Source organism: Alteromonas ponticola (genome assembly GCF_012911815.1).
Lineage (GTDB): Bacteria > Pseudomonadota > Gammaproteobacteria > Enterobacterales > Alteromonadaceae > Alteromonas > Alteromonas ponticola.
The window spans coordinates 473077-492335 of sequence record NZ_JAATNW010000003.1; the positions used below are offsets into that span (position 1 = coordinate 473077).

Annotated in this window: 16 protein-coding genes and 1 tRNA gene; 10 read left to right on the forward strand and 7 right to left on the reverse strand. The window is 46.8% G+C overall.

Annotated elements, in window-relative coordinates; all coding sequences use genetic code 11:
* Positions 1–44: 44 nt before the first annotated feature.
* Positions 45–1130, forward strand: a complete 1086-nt coding sequence (gene glnL, locus HCJ96_RS07070; RefSeq protein WP_169210327.1) for a nitrogen regulation protein NR(II) — start codon at positions 45–47, stop codon at positions 1128–1130.
* Positions 1123–2535: a nitrogen regulation protein NR(I) gene (gene glnG, locus HCJ96_RS07075; protein WP_169210328.1), complete on the forward strand. Its 1413-nt coding sequence runs from the start codon at positions 1123–1125 to the stop codon at positions 2533–2535. The genes glnL and glnG overlap by 8 nt, the downstream gene beginning before the upstream one ends.
* A 50-nt stretch (positions 2536–2585) precedes the next feature.
* Here glnG and HCJ96_RS07080 read toward each other — a convergent pair whose 3' ends face one another.
* Entirely contained in the window at positions 2586–3728 is a 1143-nt protein-coding gene (locus tag HCJ96_RS07080) for an HD domain-containing phosphohydrolase (RefSeq protein WP_169210329.1), read from the reverse strand.
* A gap of 164 nt (positions 3729–3892) precedes the next feature.
* On the opposite strand from HCJ96_RS07080, the gene HCJ96_RS07085 reads away from it, so the two are divergent.
* The 3 genes from HCJ96_RS07085 (at position 3893) to HCJ96_RS07095 (ending at position 5903) form a co-directional block, all read left to right on the forward strand.
* Positions 3893–4618: a 1-acylglycerol-3-phosphate O-acyltransferase gene (locus tag HCJ96_RS07085; RefSeq protein WP_169210330.1), complete on the forward strand. Its 726-nt coding sequence runs from the start codon at positions 3893–3895 to the stop codon at positions 4616–4618.
* 34 nt (positions 4619–4652) lie between these two features.
* Positions 4653–5030, forward strand: a complete 378-nt coding sequence (rraB, locus tag HCJ96_RS07090; protein WP_169210331.1) for a ribonuclease E inhibitor RraB — start codon at positions 4653–4655, stop codon at positions 5028–5030.
* Positions 5031–5204: 174 nt separating this feature from the next.
* Positions 5205–5903, forward strand: coding sequence for a choice-of-anchor H family protein (locus HCJ96_RS07095; protein ID WP_169210332.1), 699 nt, complete (start codon positions 5205–5207; stop codon positions 5901–5903).
* On the opposite strand, the gene HCJ96_RS07100 is transcribed toward HCJ96_RS07095, so the two are convergent.
* Together HCJ96_RS07100 and HCJ96_RS07105 are read right to left on the reverse strand one after the other, a co-directional pair.
* Positions 5900–6127 (reverse strand): type II toxin-antitoxin system antitoxin, encoded by a 228-nt coding sequence (locus HCJ96_RS07100; protein ID WP_169210333.1) that lies wholly within the window; start codon positions 6125–6127, stop codon positions 5900–5902. The genes HCJ96_RS07095 and HCJ96_RS07100 overlap by 4 nt on opposite strands.
* A 3-nt stretch (positions 6128–6130) precedes the next feature.
* Complete coding sequence (locus HCJ96_RS07105) at positions 6131–6982, reverse strand: SPFH domain-containing protein (protein ID WP_169210334.1); 852 nt, start codon at positions 6980–6982, stop codon at positions 6131–6133.
* A gap of 148 nt (positions 6983–7130) precedes the next feature.
* Here HCJ96_RS07105 and HCJ96_RS07110 point away from each other — a divergent pair, with 148 nt between their 5' ends.
* Positions 7131–8411 (forward strand): ABC transporter substrate-binding protein, encoded by a 1281-nt coding sequence (locus tag HCJ96_RS07110; RefSeq protein WP_169210335.1) that lies wholly within the window; start codon positions 7131–7133, stop codon positions 8409–8411.
* Positions 8412–8435: 24 nt separating this feature from the next.
* Entirely contained in the window at positions 8436–11144 is a 2709-nt protein-coding gene (locus HCJ96_RS07115; RefSeq protein ID WP_169210336.1) for a hybrid sensor histidine kinase/response regulator, read from the forward strand.
* A 17-nt stretch (positions 11145–11161) separates the two neighbouring features.
* Here HCJ96_RS07115 and HCJ96_RS07120 read toward each other — a convergent pair whose 3' ends face one another.
* Genes HCJ96_RS07120 through pepA form a run of 3 tightly spaced genes read right to left on the reverse strand, consistent with a single transcriptional unit; the run spans position 11162 to position 15879 of the window.
* Entirely contained in the window at positions 11162–13933 is a 2772-nt protein-coding gene (locus HCJ96_RS07120) for a valine--tRNA ligase (RefSeq protein ID WP_169210337.1), read from the reverse strand.
* 8 nt (positions 13934–13941) lie between these two features.
* Positions 13942–14367 (reverse strand): DNA polymerase III subunit chi, encoded by a 426-nt coding sequence (locus tag HCJ96_RS07125; RefSeq protein WP_169210338.1) that lies wholly within the window; start codon positions 14365–14367, stop codon positions 13942–13944.
* Positions 14368–14373: 6 nt separating this feature from the next.
* A complete protein-coding gene (gene pepA / locus HCJ96_RS07130; protein ID WP_169210339.1) occupies positions 14374–15879 on the reverse strand; it encodes a leucyl aminopeptidase in 1506 nt (501 codons plus the stop codon).
* 251 nt (positions 15880–16130) lie between these two features.
* Here pepA and lptF point away from each other — a divergent pair, with 251 nt between their 5' ends.
* Both lptF and lptG read left to right on the forward strand, forming a co-directional pair.
* Positions 16131–17234, forward strand: coding sequence for an LPS export ABC transporter permease LptF (lptF, locus tag HCJ96_RS07135; RefSeq protein WP_169210340.1), 1104 nt, complete (start codon positions 16131–16133; stop codon positions 17232–17234).
* Complete coding sequence (gene lptG / locus HCJ96_RS07140; RefSeq protein WP_169210341.1) at positions 17234–18295, forward strand: LPS export ABC transporter permease LptG; 1062 nt, start codon at positions 17234–17236, stop codon at positions 18293–18295. The genes lptF and lptG overlap by 1 nt, the downstream gene beginning before the upstream one ends.
* Before the next feature lie 4 nt (positions 18296–18299).
* On the opposite strand, the gene HCJ96_RS07145 is transcribed toward lptG, so the two are convergent.
* The gene (locus tag HCJ96_RS07145; protein ID WP_343034674.1) at positions 18300–18809 is read right to left on the reverse strand and encodes an RDD family protein; all 510 of its coding nucleotides are present in this window, start codon (positions 18807–18809) and stop codon (positions 18300–18302) included.
* A 210-nt stretch (positions 18810–19019) separates the two neighbouring features.
* Here HCJ96_RS07145 and HCJ96_RS07150 point away from each other — a divergent pair.
* A tRNA-Leu gene (locus tag HCJ96_RS07150) sits at positions 19020–19106 on the forward strand.
* Positions 19107–19259 lie beyond the last annotated feature (153 nt).

The window sequence follows — 19259 nt, forward strand, 5'->3', positions numbered from 1 at the left end:
ATGAGGTACAATGCACCATAATTGTGCAATAAGGACCTTGGACGTTGCAGGCTTACGATTTCAATCAGGAAAATTTGCTTAATTTTATGAATACCGCGCTGGTGATGGTGGATCGTCAGCTATCTATTGTATTTGTTAATCAGGCAGGCGAAGCATTGTTTGAAACCGGCAGCAAGCATATTTATGGCCACGCATTGGCAGATTTTTTTGTTGCTGGCTCTATTGATGTAAACCGGCTTAGGGCCGCTATACGCCGCGGTGAAGACTTTACCGAAAACGAATTAGAGTTACATTTCAGAGATGATCGCATCGTCATGGCTGATCTGACGGTGACGAATATTCATTTTAACGACAAACCCCATTTATTGTTTGAATTACGGCGTATTGATCAGCAAAGCCGTATTTCCAGGGAGAATCTGCAAAATGCGCAGCACTTTGCAGCAAGAGAACTGATACGCGGACTGGCCCACGAAATTAAAAATCCGTTAGGCGGAATTCGTGGCGCGGCACAATTGTTAGAAAAAGAGTTACCCAGTGATGAACTCCGAGAGTTTACGCAAATGATAGTGGAACAGTCGGACCGTTTACGTAATTTGGTTGATCGACTGTTAGGCCCTAATGCCCTGCCCCAGTTAAAATGGAGCAACCTTCATCAGGCGTTAGAGAAAGTGCGTTCGTTAATGAGGATGGACTCTGACCACGGCATCACCATAGTCAGAGACTATGACCCCAGTATTCCTGACGTGCACATCGACCAAGAAATGATCCAGCAAGCCGTATTGAACATTGTTAAAAACAGTATTCAGGCGCTAACCGAAGCAAGCACACCGTCTCCGGAAATACGGTTGATCACCCGGGTGGGGCGTCAAGTCACAATTCAGGGAAAGCGGCATCCACTGGTGGCAAAAATTCACATTCTTGATAACGGACCAGGCATCCCGCATGGCATTCGCGATACGTTGTTTTATCCCATGGTCAGCAGTAAGCAGAATGGCAGCGGTTTGGGCCTTTCAATTGCACAGACACTAATTAATCATCACGGCGGACGTATAGATGTTGATAGTCGCCATGGACACACCGAGTTTATCCTCTATCTTCCGATAGAACGCCAGGAGTTAGCCCATGAATAATGAATCCGTGTGGATTGTCGATGACGACAGTTCTATTCGCTGGGTTTTGCAAAAAGCTCTGCACGTTGCCAATATCACGTGTTGCTGTTTTGACAACGCCAATGATTTGCTTCGTCAACTTAACAGCGGACATGCCCCGGAAGTCATCATATCGGATATTCGCATGCCAGAAATGGATGGTATGACCTTGTTGAATGAAGTCCATCAGACTCATCCGACCATTCCGGTCATTATCATGACCGCACATTCCGACCTGGACAGCGCGGTAAACGCCTATCAGAGTGGTGCGTTTGAATACCTGCCGAAGCCTTTTGATATTGATGAAGCAGTTACCCTGACCCAACGAGCGATTACGCACTCCAGAGAGCAGTCGCGTCAACACCAAGCCCCCCAGGTAGAACCAGAAACCGAAATCATTGGTGAGGCCCCTGCTATGCAGGAAGTCTTCCGAGCGATCGGCAGATTATCACGCTCCTCAATCAGCGTGCTTATAAATGGACAATCAGGAACGGGTAAAGAGCTCGTTGCACACGCGCTACATCGTCACAGTCCACGTTCAAGTAAACCCTTCATTGCATTAAACATGGCGGCGATACCGGCTGATCTGGTGGAATCAGAATTATTCGGCCACGAAAAAGGGGCTTTTACCGGCGCCCAGTCGGCTCGTCAGGGAAGATTTGAGCAAGCCAATGGAGGTACGTTGTTTTTAGATGAAATTGGTGACATGCCACTTGACGTACAAACCCGTTTACTGCGCGTTTTAGCTGACGGTCAATTTTACCGTGTGGGGGGCCATCAGTCGGTTTCGGTAGATGTGCGCATTATCGCCGCGACCCATCAAAACCTGGAGCTGCGCGTAGCGGAAGGAAAATTTCGGGAAGATTTGTTTCATCGCTTAAATGTTATTCGCGTCCATCTGCCCTCTTTGGCTGAGCGCCGAGAAGACATTCCACTGTTAGCCCGCCATTTCTTGCGTAAAGCTGCAAAAGAGCTTGATGTGGAAGCGAAAAGCTTCAGCAAAGCGGCTGAGAAGGCCATGAGCCAATTGGCGTGGCCTGGTAATGTACGCCAGTTAGAAAATGTCTGCCGCTGGCTTACTGTTATGGCCAGCGGAAAAGAGGTGCTTGCATCTGACCTGCCGCCCGAAATTCAATCTTCGCCCACAACCGCGGTGCAAGAAAGCGGCGCTACCCAATGGCAGCAATTACTTGCACAGTGGGCCGACAAAGAGTTGCACAGTGGCCGCCATAATATACTCAGTGAAGCCATGCATGACTTTGAAAAAATTCTCTTACAACGCGCTCTTGATTATACCCGAGGGCACAAACAGGATGCGGCTAAACGACTGGGTTGGGGACGCAATACGCTTACCCGTAAGCTCAAAGAGTTCTCTATCAGCGAGTAAAACAAAGACCCTAACAACAAAGTGAATTTATAAGTTTGCTAATGCCGCCGTCAACCCCGGGTAAGTAAAGAGGTCATTGCCTGGTTGAAGAAACGCACCCACTTCATGCTGAACTGGCCTTTGGCTTGTCGATTAATTTCTATAACCGCCTGCTTTCTGGACAACTGCTTATACTTATTGTGAGAACGCGAATGGGTCATCGCGTCATAAGTATCCAGAATTGCCAGTAACTTGGCTCCATCACAGATATTTTCTTCCTTTATACCCAGTGGATAACCTGAACCATCCGTACGTTCATGATGTTGCATGACTATCTTTCGGGCCTGATCCCATTGATCCAGATGTTCGAGTAAGCGCGAACTTTTGTACACATGCGAGCGCATCAGGTTGAATTCGTTATCGGTGAACTGTTCTTTTTTATGCAGCAATTTTAATGGCATGAAAGCCATCCCGAAATCATGGACATAACAAGCCACCGCGAGTTGATCTTCTTCAATTGGCTTTTCGGCTAATTCGTTAATATGCAGCGCCAGCTTGGCTATTCTGTCGCCCCGCCCTGACCAATAGTTCGAGCGATGTTCAATGGTTTTCATCAATTCTCTGAAAAACAGAATATCCATTTGTTTTTCAGCACTGATTTCTTTGGGAATACCTGTATTCGCCAGTGTTCTCGTGGTGCCGGACAGTTCCTGATTTTCCTGTGATCCCGGCTCTGATTTTAAATCCAAATCTGGATTCAACATTAATACCGCTTCGCTTAACAAACGTTCATGCTCGGTTGGGTTGTCAGGCTTTATTCGCGCTATAGCAATTACCAGTTGATCGTGTAACGTTTTATCGTATTCGGCTTTGCCTTTCGCCATAATATTTTCAACAAACGCCTTTACCCTGTCCATAGTAAGCAAAACCAGATCGCTCATGGTACTGGTATATTCGATTTGACCCTTGCGTAAAAAGTCCAATAGCTCTTCAACATGTTGCAGCAGTGGGATGAGAGGAGCAAAGCCGACGAGGCCTAAATCACCTTTGATAGTGTGAATGGAACGAAACAGGGCTCGCTGCAGTTCATTGTCTTCAGGACGTAATTCCAGCTCGATAAGGGTTTGTTCACTTGCCTCGTAGAGTTCATTAATCTCTTCCATGAGGTCGTTAAGGATGTCTTCTTCAACTTCGTCTGGTACAAATGTCTGCATGATTCTTTTTGGTTGATTGAAACGTAACTACTCATTTATAACATCTGCCATTACCTTTCGCTAACTAATTGGTAATTTCGCAGGTAGGCTCCGACGACTGATCGGACATGTGAATATAGTCGCATGCCGTATACTGCGCGGCAAATTTTCAAAAAGGTTTGTATGTGTTAGCTATTCTTCGAATATTTCTTATGTTTTTCGCTTTTCTGCTAATCAACATCGTGGTTTTTATAGTGTGCCTCGCGCGTCCGTTTCACCGCGACAATGTACATTTTGCTGGCCAGGCATATAGCCAGATGGCGAAAATTCTTGGACTTAAGATTGTCATTCAACGCTCAGAAGCGGTAAAACCGCGTGTTCCATACGTGTTTATCGCTAACCATCAAAATAGCTACGACATTATTACGATTTGCAAAGCGGCATTACCTGGTGTGGTGACTATAGGTAAAAAGAGTTTAAAGTGGATCCCGGTTTTTGGTCAGATTTACTGGCTCGCCGGTAACATCATGATTGACCGTAAGAATTCTGGCAGAGCACGCGACACGTTGAAAATTGCAGCGCGAAAAGTGAACGAAAAACACACCTCCGTCTGGTTGTTTCCAGAAGGTACCCGCAGTAATGGCCGTGGGCTGTTACCATTTAAGTCAGGTGCGTTTCGCTTAGCTCAGGATACGTCAGAGCCTGTAGTCATGGTTACAGCCAGCAATATGCATGGCAAAATCAAATGGAATCGCTGGAATAACGGAATTGTTGTTATTGATATTGCCCCGCCGCAACCCCTCACAGATGAACATAGTATTAAAGAATGGACTGATATTTTTTACAGTCGCATGAATACCAGGTTCCAAGAATTAAATATACTCGTCGCTGAAATGGAAAAAAAACAGTAAACTTATTCTATCTCTCCTCTAAGTTCAGGTTGTTATGAATCAAATTGACGAACGTGAAGAATGGTATGCTTTCAATCAGGAAACCATTGATGCACTGCTTGAAGATGGTAGTGAAGCTGATGCAGACTACACCATTGAGCATCATTTTGCGTCTACGAATTTCGACAAACTCGAGAAAGTTGCCGTAGATGCGTTTAAGGCGGGCTATGAAGTCACCGACGCAGAAGAATTGGAGCTTGATGATGGTGGCACCGTTTATTGCTTTGATGCTGTGGCCGAGCGCAAATTAACTTACGAACTGTTAAACAAAGATACCGATACGTTACTTGCCATGGCCAGTAAACATGGCGTTCATTACGACGGTTGGGGAACCTACTATATGCCTCGTGATGATGAAGATGTAGAACAATAAATCCTTACTCTGCCGCACCTGAGCGGCAGTTTTTCTCTGTGTAAACAGACGTCATTTCACATATTGGGCTCATTGCTTTCGCAGCACGTATTAGTAAGTTAAGTTTCTTTTCAGTTTTTGTTCAGTTTACCCGGTCCACACTTACTTTATCGAATTGAAGAAAGAGTCTGAGCGATGAAACACCTAATCAAAAAGCTGAGCTGGTCGTTAATGCTGCTGGCCGGTATCTGGATCCCAGTCACCCACGCAGAGCAGCGTATAATCAAAGTCACCGAAAAGATGGCGACGACAGATTTGCAGCCAGCGAAAAAAATAACCAAATTAAATAACAAAAAACTGTCTCAGTTCGCCAATAAAACGCGCGACGAGGTGGCTTCTCAATCGCTCTATAACGACTTTTGGATTTACGATAGCTGGATAACTTTCTTAGATGACTTTGACGGCGACAGCTTTTACTCGCGCTTTTTAGTGGAATTTGATGTCGATACCATTTACGTTGAAGCGCCTGTTTATGCTGTGGTTTATTTAGGCGATGCAGATGCGTATGAAGCCATTCATGTTTCCGATACATTTTGGGTATATGGTGAGACAACCGGTGACAGCTACATTGTAGATAGCGAACTGGTCTCAGGCTTCCGTTCCTTCGACTATGATATTTTGATTGAAATATATGATGCTGATACCGACGAACTTGTCGCTTTCAGCGATAACTTAGATGATGCAGATTTGTCACTGGTCAGTCTGGAAAGTCAAAATTATGATATTTACAGAGACACCGTTGTCGTCACCCGCGCCAGTGGAGGTAGCCTGATGGCGGGAGCGTTGGCATTCCTGGCCGTTGCAGCGGGATGGCGAAAATATAATAAACGCTAATCCTTTTCCGCTTCGTCTTTTTTGTGGTCATCAAGGAGTTCTAACTCGGTGACCACTTTTTCCACCAGCTTTACCCGCTTGCTTTTAACCAGTGCATCACGCAATACGAACTCAATTTGTGCATTTAAGCTGCGTAACTCATCATCCGCCCACCGCTGCATTGCCGCCAGCACATCAGCATTAATGCGAAGCGGATAGGCTTTTTTATTCGAACCGGAAGCCATAATTTAGTACAGACTGCCGGTATTAACGACCGGTTGTGTGGCTTTATCGCCACACAAAACCACCAGCAAGTTACTCACCATATTCGCTTTACGTTCCTCATCCAGTTCTACAATGTTGTTTTCACTCAGACGGGCCAGCGCCATTTCCACCATCCCCACCGCACCATCGACAATACGGCTGCGTGCAGCGATGATGGCTGTTGCCTGTTGCCGTTGCAACATCGCGCTGGCAATTTCTGCAGCATAAGCCAGGTGACTGATTCTGGCTTCATGCACAGTGATACCCGCTTTGTTCAGCCTGTCCTGAATTTCTTTTTGCAACCGGTTAGAAATTTCCATTGGATGACTGCGCAGCGCTACTTCAGCCATTTCATCGTCTCTTGGGTCGTAGGGAAAATCACTGGCCATGTTACGAATGGCTGATTCACTCTGTATCGTCACATAACTTTCGTAATCGTCAACTTCAAACACCGCTTCAGCGGTATCAGTTACTGACCACACAATGATCGCTGCAATCTCTATGGGGTTGCCCTGGTTATCATTCACCTTCATTTTTGCGCTTTCGAAATTACGAATTCGCAGTGAAACTGTCTTGCGCATAAAAAACGGAATGGTCCAGCGCAAGCCATGCCTGCGTTCAGTACCCATGTAGCTCCCGAACATAGTAAACACTTTACCTTGATTCGGCTGCACCATAAAAAAGCCAGCCCAACACGCTGCCAAAATTCCGATAAAAAATAGTTTTGGAATACTTGGACCGGTGCTCATGAAGTAAATGGATAACAACTGTAGCGGCAACAGCAGCAACAACCCTGCGATGTAGCCATTTAACGAAAATCCTTGCCGTTCATTCATAATATTCACCTTGATATCATTTTGATATCAATTTAAAACCTATTTAGCCTATGGGTCAACTTATTTTAATTTTCTGTAATAGTAAAAAGTGGTAAGCCTTTGAATTCTGAGCCACACTAAGCCTTAATATTTTATTAACTATTACACTATGGACGAACGTTTGACGCCCGCAAAAGAAGGCGTAAATAGAAGAACCTTTATTAAAGGCGCCGCAGCCTTAAGTGCTACTGCAACTGTGGCACCTTTCGCGATAGGCAAAGAAAAGCCTGTGGTCAGAGTAATGGGCACGCATGTGACGCTACAGGAAGCTCTGCGTAAACGGGCGATGGAAGATTTGGGCATTGAATTGCATTTTGAGCCAAAGGGCAGCGCCGCGGTACTGCAAAAAGCATCCATGAACCCGTCGAGCTTCGATCTGTACGAACAATGGTCCAACAGTATTAATGTATTATGGCGCTCGAAGGCGATTCAACCGATTGAAAAAAAGCGACTGATCCACTGGGACGAAATTAACAGCCTGAGCAAAACCGGAAAAATCACCGCAGACGCGCGCATGGGTGCAGGGGATGCACCGCATAAAATTTTGCACACACAAGCTGACGGTTCGTTAGGAATCAATCACACAGACACCATTAGTTTTTTACCTTATGTGCATAATGTTGACTCGTTTGGCTACAATACTGCTCTGCTTGGTGATGCGTTTGATCAAAACCAGGAAAGCTGGGGCTGGTTACTAGACTCTCGGTTATCAGGCAAAGTGGGCATCGTCAATGACCCTACCATCGGCTTGTTCGATTTAGCGCTGGCTGCGGAAGCGAAAGGATTTTTAAAGTTTAACGATATTGGCGCCATCACTAATCAGGAGCTGGATGAGCTGTTCACCATTTTGATTGAGTTAAAACAGCTGCAGCATTTCAGTGGCTTCTGGACGTCGGTGCCAGAGTCGGTCCAGTTCATGCGTACTCAGCGGGTCCATATTGAAAGTATGTTCTCGCCAGCGGTATCGGTATTAAATGGAGATAACATTCCAGTGAGATTTGCTGCGCCCGTGGAAGGGTATCGGGGTTGGCATGGCGTAATGTGTTTGTCATCCTCCACCACCGGCCGCGTCAAAGATGCCTGTTACGAGTATATGAATTGGTGGTTGTCCGGCTGGCCCGGCGCGTTTATTGCCCGTCAGGGTTACTACATTTCCAATCCGCGACGGTCCGCTGCATTTCTTACGCAGGCAGAGTGGGATTACTGGTACCAGGGGCTTCCTGCGTCAGAGGATCTCAAAGGGCCCGATGGTAAAATTTCCGTTCGCAAAGGCGAACAACGATCTGGTGGGAGTTATGAGGACAGGTTCAGCAATGTTGCGGTATGGAATACCGTTATGCCAACGTACGAATATAGCTTGCAAAAATGGTATGAATTTATCACTTCTTAGCGCAAAAAGGTTGAGCAGCGTTTTATGTTAGCGTCTATTCGCGGGCAGCTTATTCTGATTCTTGTTGCCCTGGTTGTGTTATTGATCCTGCAGGGATACATCGCAAGGACTAATCAACTTGTTTTATCCGAGGGATTAGAGCAAACAAACCGTGCCTTTACGGATGTAGGTTTAGTGCGGCAACTTGAACGCGATGTAATCGACTTACAGCGAAATGTGCTCATATTTAAAGAAACCACCAGCGAATCAGCCGTCACGCGCTTTGAACGATTGATGCACTCCATTCAGTCCAAACTTTCTTCACTGGATAAATCGGCCAACAATAATTTGAAAGAAATGGACGATTCAAATGCGCTCAAACGAATGCGGGGGCATCTTGCCGATTATCAGGAAAATTTCAGACAAGTTGTTGATGCGCGATTCAGACGCGATAATCTCATTGCCTCAGGCACCTTAACGGAGCTTTCTGTCCTGCGCGATGAAATTGATCAACTTGAATCCGGTTCATCGCTTGGAGCGGTAAGCCGTTCGGCTTTAAAGCTACATATATTAGAAGCCGAAAATGCTGCGCTGCAATATGTAGCGCGGCCTAACTCTGTTCAGATTAAACAGTTTAACCAGGCCATCAGTGCAATCAAATCAATTAGCTCAACTGGTGAGGCGACGCTCTCTGAGGAATTTGAATTTCAGCTCAGGTCGCTGGAAGATCATTTTCGTGAGCTCACCCAAATCACCCAGGGCAACTTATTTCTGGTTAACGTGGTGATGGCCGGCTCCGCGAATGAGTTCCTGTATTTAAGCGGAGAGCTTGCCGATCAAGTATCAAATCGTAATCAGCAGATAAAATTGCAGACACAGCGCGCGGCGGTTGACGCGCAGCGCAAGGGTGAATTTTTTGCTCTGTTCGCGATCTTATTAGCACTGATTGCTGCTGCTTACACGTCACTTCGAATTATGTCCCCTATCCGTTCAATTACGGACGTGTTCAGAAGGCTTTCTGCAGGTGAGGACGTGGAGTCGATCCCTGCTCGTCAACGCAAAGATGAAATTGGCCAGCTTGCAAATGCCGCACAGGTTTTCAGTGAGAAAAACAAGCAGACAAAGCAGTTATTGGCTGACGCTCAAGAAGTAAACACAACGTTAGGTCAGTTAAATATAGAGTTACATGATGCGAAAGTAAAAGCTGAACAGGCGACCGCATCAAAAAGTATTTTCCTGGCCAATATGAGCCACGAAATTCGCACTCCAATGAACGGAATTATTGGCTTGCTGGAATTAGCACAAAAGCAACCCATGTCGCCCGTGATGAAAGAATATCTGGACAAAGCGGCCTATTCAGGACAAATCCTGATGAGTGTTATCAACGATATTCTCGACTTTTCAAAAATAGAAGCGGGCAAGCTGGATATTGAAGAAGTGAGTTTTTCACTCCACTCAATTTTCGACAATATTCTTGCCGTTATTGGCTTACGCGCTCAGGAGAAAAACCTCCAGGTTCGTTTAGAAGTGCAGCCCTCGTTGCCCGCACAAGTCATCGGCGACCCTTTAAGAATTGCACAGATTATTCTGAATCTGGCGTCAAATGCGGTTAAATTCACCGATCACGGTACCATTCATATAGGATTTGAAGGAGCTCTGAATAAAAAGGGGAATGCAATGAGGTTGAAGATGACGGTGCAAGATTCGGGCATCGGCATGAGTGACGAACAGCTCTCCAGAATCTTCCAGCCGTTTACTCAGGCCGATGGCGCAACCAACCGTAAGTATGGGGGTACTGGTTTAGGCCTTACCATCGTGAATCAGCTTACCGAACTGATGAAAGGTAAAATGGAAGTTCATTCTACCCTGGGTAAGGGATCTACATTTACGGTAACGTTACCGCTTCGCACGTTTCAAAATCAGAAAGGCGTGTTGTCTGAGGTTGCATCTCTTCCAGCCAAAAGTCTGTACGTAACCGATAACGCCCTGCTACCAGCGAGCTACATTGAACTACTGAATATTGAACAACGGCCTCTCAACGACATTGATATCTCGCCGGACAATAAAGCACTTACTGTTCCTGTGCTTATATTCGATACACCTGAATTTTCCAGTTTGCGCAATAAATTAGATGCGCTGGAAGCGCTGAAAAAGAGTGGCCGGGTCATCGGCTTGGTTGCCAATTCTCAATCTGGCCATTTGCAATCCAGATTCAATGAGATATGGCAGGGCCCTGTCCTGTTCCATCCGTTTACCCCCATCCAATTTTCTCGCTTCGTCAAAGAACTATTAGGTGAAAATACGGCATCACTGGTTTTCAGTAGTAAAGAAGAATTTGAAGAAGAGCTTAATGGGCATGTGCTGCTGGTTGAAGATAACAATATCAATCAGGTAGTGACAGGTGAAATGTTAAGCTCTTTAGGTCTGACCTACGATATCGCTGAAAACGGCGAGCTGGCCGTGACTAAGATGACCAATGCACCACATTATGATCTGGTGCTGATGGATGTACAAATGCCTGTTATGGATGGTTACGAAGCCACTAAAGTATTACGCGAACAAGGCTTTAGTAATATACCGATTATCGGTTTATCGGCAAATGCAATGAAAGAAGACCGCTATAGAGGCATGCAAGCAGGTATGAATGATTATCTGACTAAGCCGGTCAAGCGTCAGGCCATGAGTAGTACATTGCGCAAGTATTTGAGTAGAAACTATAAAAAAAGCCCGCTAAATGAAGAAGCGGGCTTTTAGATATCGCGGGGTAAAGGCTACAGCTCTGAAATAGTCTGGTGCTGTTCGTGCAGCTTGACTAGTTGTACCTTGGCTTGTGCCAGCTTTGTTCTTTCCTTCTCAATAACCGCATCTGGCGCATTACTAACAAATTTCTCATTTGCCAGTTTACCTTCAGTTCGATCGACATCTTTTTGTGTTTTCTCAATCGCCTTGTTAAGGCGAGAAAGTTCTGCATCTTTGTCAATCAGTCCAGCCATTGGAATAAGAATTTCCATTTCTCCCACCAGCGCAGCCGCACTGGCAGGCCCTTTCTCACCCGACGCGAGAGTATCGATTTTCTGAAGCTTAGCCAGCTTGTCGATAAATGGCCGGGTTGCCTGCAACTTCCGAATATCTTCTTCCTGGGCATTTCTTAATAATGCATCCAGAGGTTTATTAGGGGAAATGTCCATTTCACCACGGATGTTGCGAATACCTAGAATGAAACGTTTAACCCACTCGATGTCTTCCAGCGCCAGGTTATCCACCTTGCGCTCATCTATCTGAGGGAATGGTTGCACCATAATACTGGCATCTGCAGGTACCGACTTGCACAAGGGCGCCACACGCTGCCAGATAGATTCAGTGATAAACGGCATAAATGGATGTATCAGGCGCAACAGATTCTCTAGCACATTGATTAATGTGTGACGGGTGCCGCGCTTTTGAGCATCAGTACTTTCTGGGTTATTTAACACCGCTTTGGTCAGTTCCAGATACCAGTCACAGAACTGGTTCCAGGTAAATTCGTAAGCAACCTGCGCAGCAATATCAAAACGATAATCGGCAATGGCATTTTCGAATTCTTGTACGACGTTTTGGAACTTCGCCCACACCCAACGATCCGCAAGGCTTAACTCAAGCTCACCACCATTTAAACCGCAATCCTCGTTTTCCGTATTCATCAACACAAAACGGGAAGCATTCCAGATTTTATTACAGAAGTTGCGGTAGCCTTCTACCCTTCCCATATCAAAATTTATGTCGCGACTGGTGGAGGCCATGGCCGCAAAGGTAAAGCGCAACGCATCGGTGCCATAGGCGTTAAAGCCGTCAGGGTATTGTTTACGGGTACGCTTAGCGACTTTTTCGGCTAACTGCGGCTGCATCATGCCACTGGTACGCTTGGCAACCAGCGCCTCGCTATCTATGCCGTCGATGACATCAATAGGATCAATTACATTCCCTTTGGACTTCGACATCTTGTCGCCGTTTTCATCACGAATGAGACCCGTGATATATATTTCTTTGAAAGGAATTTGTCCGGTGAATTTTTTGGTCATCATGATCATTCTGGCCACCCAGAAAAAGATGATATCAAAACCGGTCACCAGGACCGAGGTGGGTAAAAAGGTCTCTAATTCAGGCGTTTTTTCTGGCCAGCCCATGGTGGCAAAGGGCCATAACGCTGAGGAAAACCACGTATCCAGCACATCGTTATCCTGACTTAATTTCAGCTCAGCGGGCAACTTATGTTTCTCACGGGCTTCTGCTTCGGTTCGGGCGACGTAGATATTACCTTCCTCGTCATACCAGGCGGGCACGCGATGGCCCCACCACAATTGACGGGAAATACACCAATCCTGAATGTTGTGCATCCACTGATAGTAGGTTTTGTTCCAGTTCTCCGGTACAAAACGAATTTCGCCAGACTCTACCGCTGCAATAGCCGGTTTGGCCAATGATTCCACCGCCACGTACCACTGATCAGTCAGATAGGGCTCAATGACCGAACCTGAACGGTCGCCGCGCGGCACCTTCAACTTGTGAGGCTCGACTTTTAGCAGTAACTCAAGCTTTTCTAAATCGGTCACCACCTGTTTGCGCGCATCGAATCTGTCCATGCCCTGGTATTGTTCAGGCGCATTTTCATTAATGCGTGCGTCTTCGGTTAACACATTAATCATGGGTAAGTTGTGACGCTTGCCCATGTCGTAATCATTAAAGTCATGCGCTGGGGTGATTTTAACGCACCCCGTGCCAAATTCCGGATCCACATAATCATCAGCAATAATTGGGATCAGACGATCGGTGAGCGGCAATTTAATGTTTTTACCGATAAGGTGCTGATAACGCTCATCATCAGGATGAACCGCTACCGCCGTATCGCCCAGCATGGTTTCAGGACGGGTGGTCGCCACTACAATGGATTCGCTGCTGCCTTCAAGCGGATAGCGAATATGCCACATATGGCCGCTTTCTTCCTCGTTGAGCACTTCCAGATCTGAAACCGCGGTCAATAACACCGGGTCCCAGTTTACCAGTCGCTTACCGCGATAGATCAAGCCCTCTTCGTGAAGCTTAACAAACACTTCAGTTACCGCAGCTGACAGATTTTCATCCATGGTGAAGACTTCACGATCCCAGTCGCCTGAAGTGCCCAGCCTGCGCATTTGCTGCGTAATATTGCCGCCGCTGTGTTCCTTCCACTCCCAGATTTTTTTGACAAAATCTTCACGGCCCAAGTCATGGCGGGTTTTGCCCTCGGCATTTAACTGTCGCTCTACCACCATTTGCGTGGCGATACCCGCATGGTCGGTACCCACCTGCCACAACGTATTGTCCCCTTTCATGCGATGGTAACGGGTTAGCGCATCCATAATGGTATGTTGAAATGCGTGCCCCATATGCAGGCTGCCGGTGACATTAGGAGGAGGCAGCAGAATACTGTAAGGTGTGCCGTCACCTGAGGGCTTGAATAACCCGGCCGTTTCCCACTCCTGGTAACACTGCTTTTCAATGGATTGTGGTTCGAAGGTTTTATCCATACTAATTCTCAATTCTCCACCGACTCAAACTGCATGGCATAGCCGGCTTGCTGATAATGTTTGTAGCGTAATCGTGCTTTCTGTTTGGCGTCTTCATCAGCCGGCACGAAATCGTAAATAAATAAAAATTGCTGAGGGTTACTAACCAGTTCATCAGTTAGATTGACAATCACGTGGCATTTTTCAATTTGTTGTGGTTGCCAGCAAATTTCTACTGGCGTACCTGAAGCGGGCCCTTCCCCATACATATTGTGCGGTATGAATCTGTCAGCTGGGAATTGCCACAGCAGTTCATCAACCTCTTCAGCCTGTTTTTGTGTCGCGCAAAGTATGCGGCAACGCTGACGCTTGGTATAAGCATCAGCGACCAACTCGCAAGCACGTTGTGGCGCTTGTTGTTCACTACTAAGCGCATGAAATACAACCTGTGGCATGAATACTTAATCCTCGTGATTCACGCCTGCACGGTTCATCAAAAACTGAGAAAGCATGGGAACCGGTCTTCCAGTTGCGCCTTTGTGCTTTCCGCCCCGCCAGGCTGTTCCCGCGATGTCCAGGTGTGCCCAGTTGTATTTTTTAGTAAAGCGAGATAAGAAACAGCCAGCCGTGATACTGCCTGCCGGGCGACCACCCAGGTTGGTCATATCGGCAAACGGGCTATCCAGTTGCGACTGATATTCATCCCATAATGGCAAACGCCAGGCGCGGTCAGAACTTTGCTCGGAAGCATTCAACAGTTCGTGTGCCAGCGGATTATGTTGACTCATCACCGCCGTGGCATGCGCACCCAGCGCAATAACACAGGCACCCGTCAACGTGGCCACATCAATGACAAGCTCTGGCTCAAACCGTTCGACATAGGTCAGTGCATCACACAACACCAGGCGACCTTCCGCATCGGTATTCAATACCTCAACAGTTTGTCCTGACATGGTGGTTAAGATATCACCCGGGCGGTAGGCGTTGCCATCCGGCATATTTTCACACCCCGCCAGTACACCAATAACATTGATGGGCAGGTTTAGTTCGGCGACAGAATGCATAACACCCAGTACGGATGCTGCGCCACCCATGTCGTATTTCATTTCGTCCATGGCTTCGCCGGGCTTGATTGAAATACCCCCTGAGTCGAACGTTAACCCCTTGCCCACCAGCACAATGGGAGCCTGGTTAGCCGGGCCGCCCTTGTGATGAATGATGCTCATCATTGATTCATTATGAGACCCGCGACCGACCGCCAGATATGACTGCATGCCCAGCTCTGCCATCTTAGCTTCGTCTACCACTTCAGCAGAAACAGAGCTGTAATTTGCTGCCAGCTCCTGCGCTTGCTCCCATAAGTATTTGGGGTTACAAATATTAGGCGGCATATTCGCCACATCTTTGGTGACTTTAGCGCCCGCCGCTATCGCCAGTCCGTGCTCAACCGCACGCTCACCTACGGTTAATTCTCTGCGGGTAGGTACATTGAATACAATTTTACGCAACGGTCTGCGCGGTTCGCCTTTCTTGGTCTTTAATTGCAAAAAGGTATAAAGCGAATCCTGAGTGGCCTCTACTGCCTGACGCACTTTCCAATAGGTATCGCGCCCTTTCACATGCAGTTCGGTCAGAAAACATACCGCTTCCATTGAGCCAGTCTCGTTTAGTGTTTTGATAGTGCGCGCAATAATTTGCTTGTACTGTCTCTCGTCCAGCTCACGCTCTTTTCCGCACCCTACCAATAACACCCGTTCACTTAACACATTAGGAACATGGTGCAGCAGCAACATCTGGCCGGCTTTACCTTCTAAATCACCGCGACGTAACAGATTGCTGATATAACCTTCGCTGATTTCATCTAATTGCTCGGCCACCGCTGTTAGTCGTCGTGGCTCGAATACACCTACTACAATACAGGCGCTGCGTTGTTTTTCTGGACTGCCACTTTTTACACTAAATTCCACGATATCTCCTTTGCTATTTTCTTTGTTCTGGCATAGGGTTCAAAATCACGTAACGTTTTGAGCGCGGTTATGGTTTAATACACACGCTGGCAGGCTTTGCCGAATTAATCGTAGGCTCAGACTGCTAAGCTAAATTGAACTAAAGCCAAAGCGAATCGTTTTAAAGATAATTGCTTAACTTGTAAAAATACAAAGTTTACTCAAGATTGTGCGCTTTTTCACTATAAATCCAAATTTTCATTGGGAGTGGGATGTTAATATTTCGCTATTTGCTTAAGGAAACGCTTAAGTCCCAGTTGGCCATTTTCTTAATCTTAATGGCTATCTTTATTACATTACGCTTCGTTCGCGTGTTAGGTGACGCATCAGACGGTGACATTCCGGCAGGCCTGGTGGCAGGTTTTCTTGCATTATATGCCCCCATTCTTGCGTCATTGGTCATGCCTATCAGCGCCTATCTGGGTATTATGCTGGCCCATGGCCGACTTTACGTAGATAGCGAAATGACCGTGATGCGCGCTTGCGGGATCAGCGAGTGGTATGTCACACGAGTGATGCTATTTTTATCGCTAATCATCATGCTGGTAACCGGCACCATTACTCTTTATCTGGCGCCTACTGCGGCACAAAGTGAATTCGAATTAAAAGAAAAGGCGCGTTCAGAGGCAGGATTTTCCGCCATCATCCCCGGTCGCTTCCAGCAAACGGGCAACGAAAAAGCAGTCATTTTTGTACATGATGTTGATAAGCAAAATGACACCCTGAAGCGGGTGTTTCTTTCTCAGCATCAAAGTGAAGCCGCTGCTGGCAAGGTTCGAGTGGTGTATGCTGATGCGGGTAAAATTTCGAGTGAACCCGATGGCACGCGCACGCTGGTACTGGAAGACGGTGTCCAGTATGAAGGAGAACAACGGCAACACAGTTACCGTAAAGTGGCTTTTGACGAGTATCAGATTCAGATAGCCGATGAAGTTCAAGAGGAAGAGCGGGTGAAAATCAGTGTTTTACCCACCCAGGAACTTTGGGGGATGGATTCATTGGAAGCCCAGGCCGAACTGCAATGGCGTATTGCCATTCCTTTATCAATCCCGTTTTTGATATTAATCGCCGTGCCACTCAGCTCTGTCGATCCACGACAGGGTCGATTCGGCAAAATGTTCCCGGCGATTCTACTGTATCTAGGTTACTTCCTGCTATTACTGGCCAGTCGCCGGGTACTCGAAGATGGGCGCATTCCGGTTCAGCTAGGTTTGTGGTGGGTGCATGCCATAATGTTTGTGATAGGGATGGGGCTAATCGTGCGCGATCGCAAAACTGGTGCCCATATCCGCGCGTTCATTTTTAGGAAGGGATAATGTTTCGTATTTTAGATTTATACATTGCCCGCACGTTACTCGGCACCATCACGGTGACACTTTCGGTACTGGTCGGGCTGAGTGCACTGATCAAATTTGTTGAACAGCTGCGTAAGCTGGGTGAAGGTGATTACGACATGATCACCGCCAGTCTTTTTGTTTTATTGAGCCTGCCCCGTGATTTAGAACAGTTCTTCCCAATGGCGACCCTGCTTGGCGGCCTGGTAGGTATGGGTTTACTAGCCAGCAATAGCGAACTGGTGGTGATGCAGGCTGCAGGCTTGAGTCGCTGGAATATCATCGCCTCAGCTATGAAATCTACCGTGGTCATGATCCTGGTTGTAATGGCCGTTAGTGAATGGGTGACCCCATTTAGTGAAACGCGCGCAAAGGAGATAAAAACAGAGGCCGTTTCTGGTGGCAGTTTATTTTCATCCGACCAACTGGTCTGGGCCAAAGATGGAGATCAGTTCGTCAGTATTGGTCAGGTACTTACCCGGGAGTCACTAAAAGACATTAGTATTTTTTCCTTTAACTCCGATTTGACCCTTAATGCTATTACCTACGCGCAGTCCGGGATTTTTGAAGACAACCGATGGTTTTTGGAAGAGGTGGACGTTACCCGCTTTAGTGAAGAAAAAATTGATGTTGAAAACTTCAAGCGACAAAACTGGGACTCTTCGCTAACGCCCGACAAGCTAGGTATTGTTGCAGTGAAGCCGGAGGCGCTGTCGATGGAAGGATTAGTTGACTATATTGGTTATCTTGAAAACAATGATCAGGATGCTTCTCGTTACGAACTGGCCCTCTGGCGCAAGATTTTACAACCAGTATCCATCGGGGTGATGATGTTAATGGCGCTGTCGTTCATTTTTGGACCCTTACGCAGTGTGACCATGGGCGCACGGGTAATCATGGGCGTACTGACGGGGTTTGGCTTCTTTATTACCAATGAAGTGTTTGGACCGTTGAGTCTGGTTTATCAGTTCCCGCCCATTTTAGGCGCGATGTTGCCGAGCTTATTATTTGCAGCCGTTGCTACCTATTTACTTAAACGTTGATGCGCTACCAGCTTTTATGGTCGTTCTGGGTTTTGGTTAATTGCAAAACTTCAGTTCCGGCCACTCTGTCCTGTAATGATTGTTTATTTTTATAATCGAGCAATACCCAAAAGGTTCCCAGCCCACCCAGCGAAGCAATTAATCGCAGCACCAATCGCGTCCAGGTGATGGGCGTGTCCTGGGTATTGTAAATTTTTAAACGCCAGGCACGCATTCCTATGGTCTGCCCTCCCCGCTTCCAGAACCACAGGAAAAAGCCGACAATCCAGCCCACAACCCAAATTTGAACAATCAGCTTTATTTGCCAGGACGCCTGAATCGCGTCCGCAGGTTGCGCGTAATCGCCCATATCGAGCACGCCGTTATGAAACAGAACTACCAACGTAACAATGATTACCATTGCCGCACACATGCCCACGGCGGTCGCGACAAGGGTATCGTATATCATCGCTAACAGCCGTTTAAAGAAACTGGCACGCTTCAGATTATTGGGTTGGACTTCAGACTCAGGCACAAGATTACATTTTCTTGAAAAATTCAGACGATAAGTTTGCCACAGCCGCAACTAAATCAAAAATGATTTACCCTCTCAAAAGTGCACCCTGTTTTAACATGGCGAATAATCCATCAGTTAAACGGTTTATTGCCAACGATTTGCAAAAAACGCTTGTCAGCGATTAGCATAACGCTATAATGCGGCAGCAATCAAAGCACATCTATCCATGCCAGAGTGGCGGAATTGGTAGACGCAGCGGATTCAAAATCCGCCGCCCGTGAGGGTGTGCCGGTTCAAGTCCGGCCTCTGGTACCATCATGTTTAGTTGAGCTTACACAAACCGGCTCTACCTCATAAACGGGGGATCAGCATTCATCTCACTCGATTAATTACACCATCCCATCCACAATGGGTCATTACTCTTATTCTGTAATTTTCAAAATTTCTAAAACCATACGCTCTTCTCGA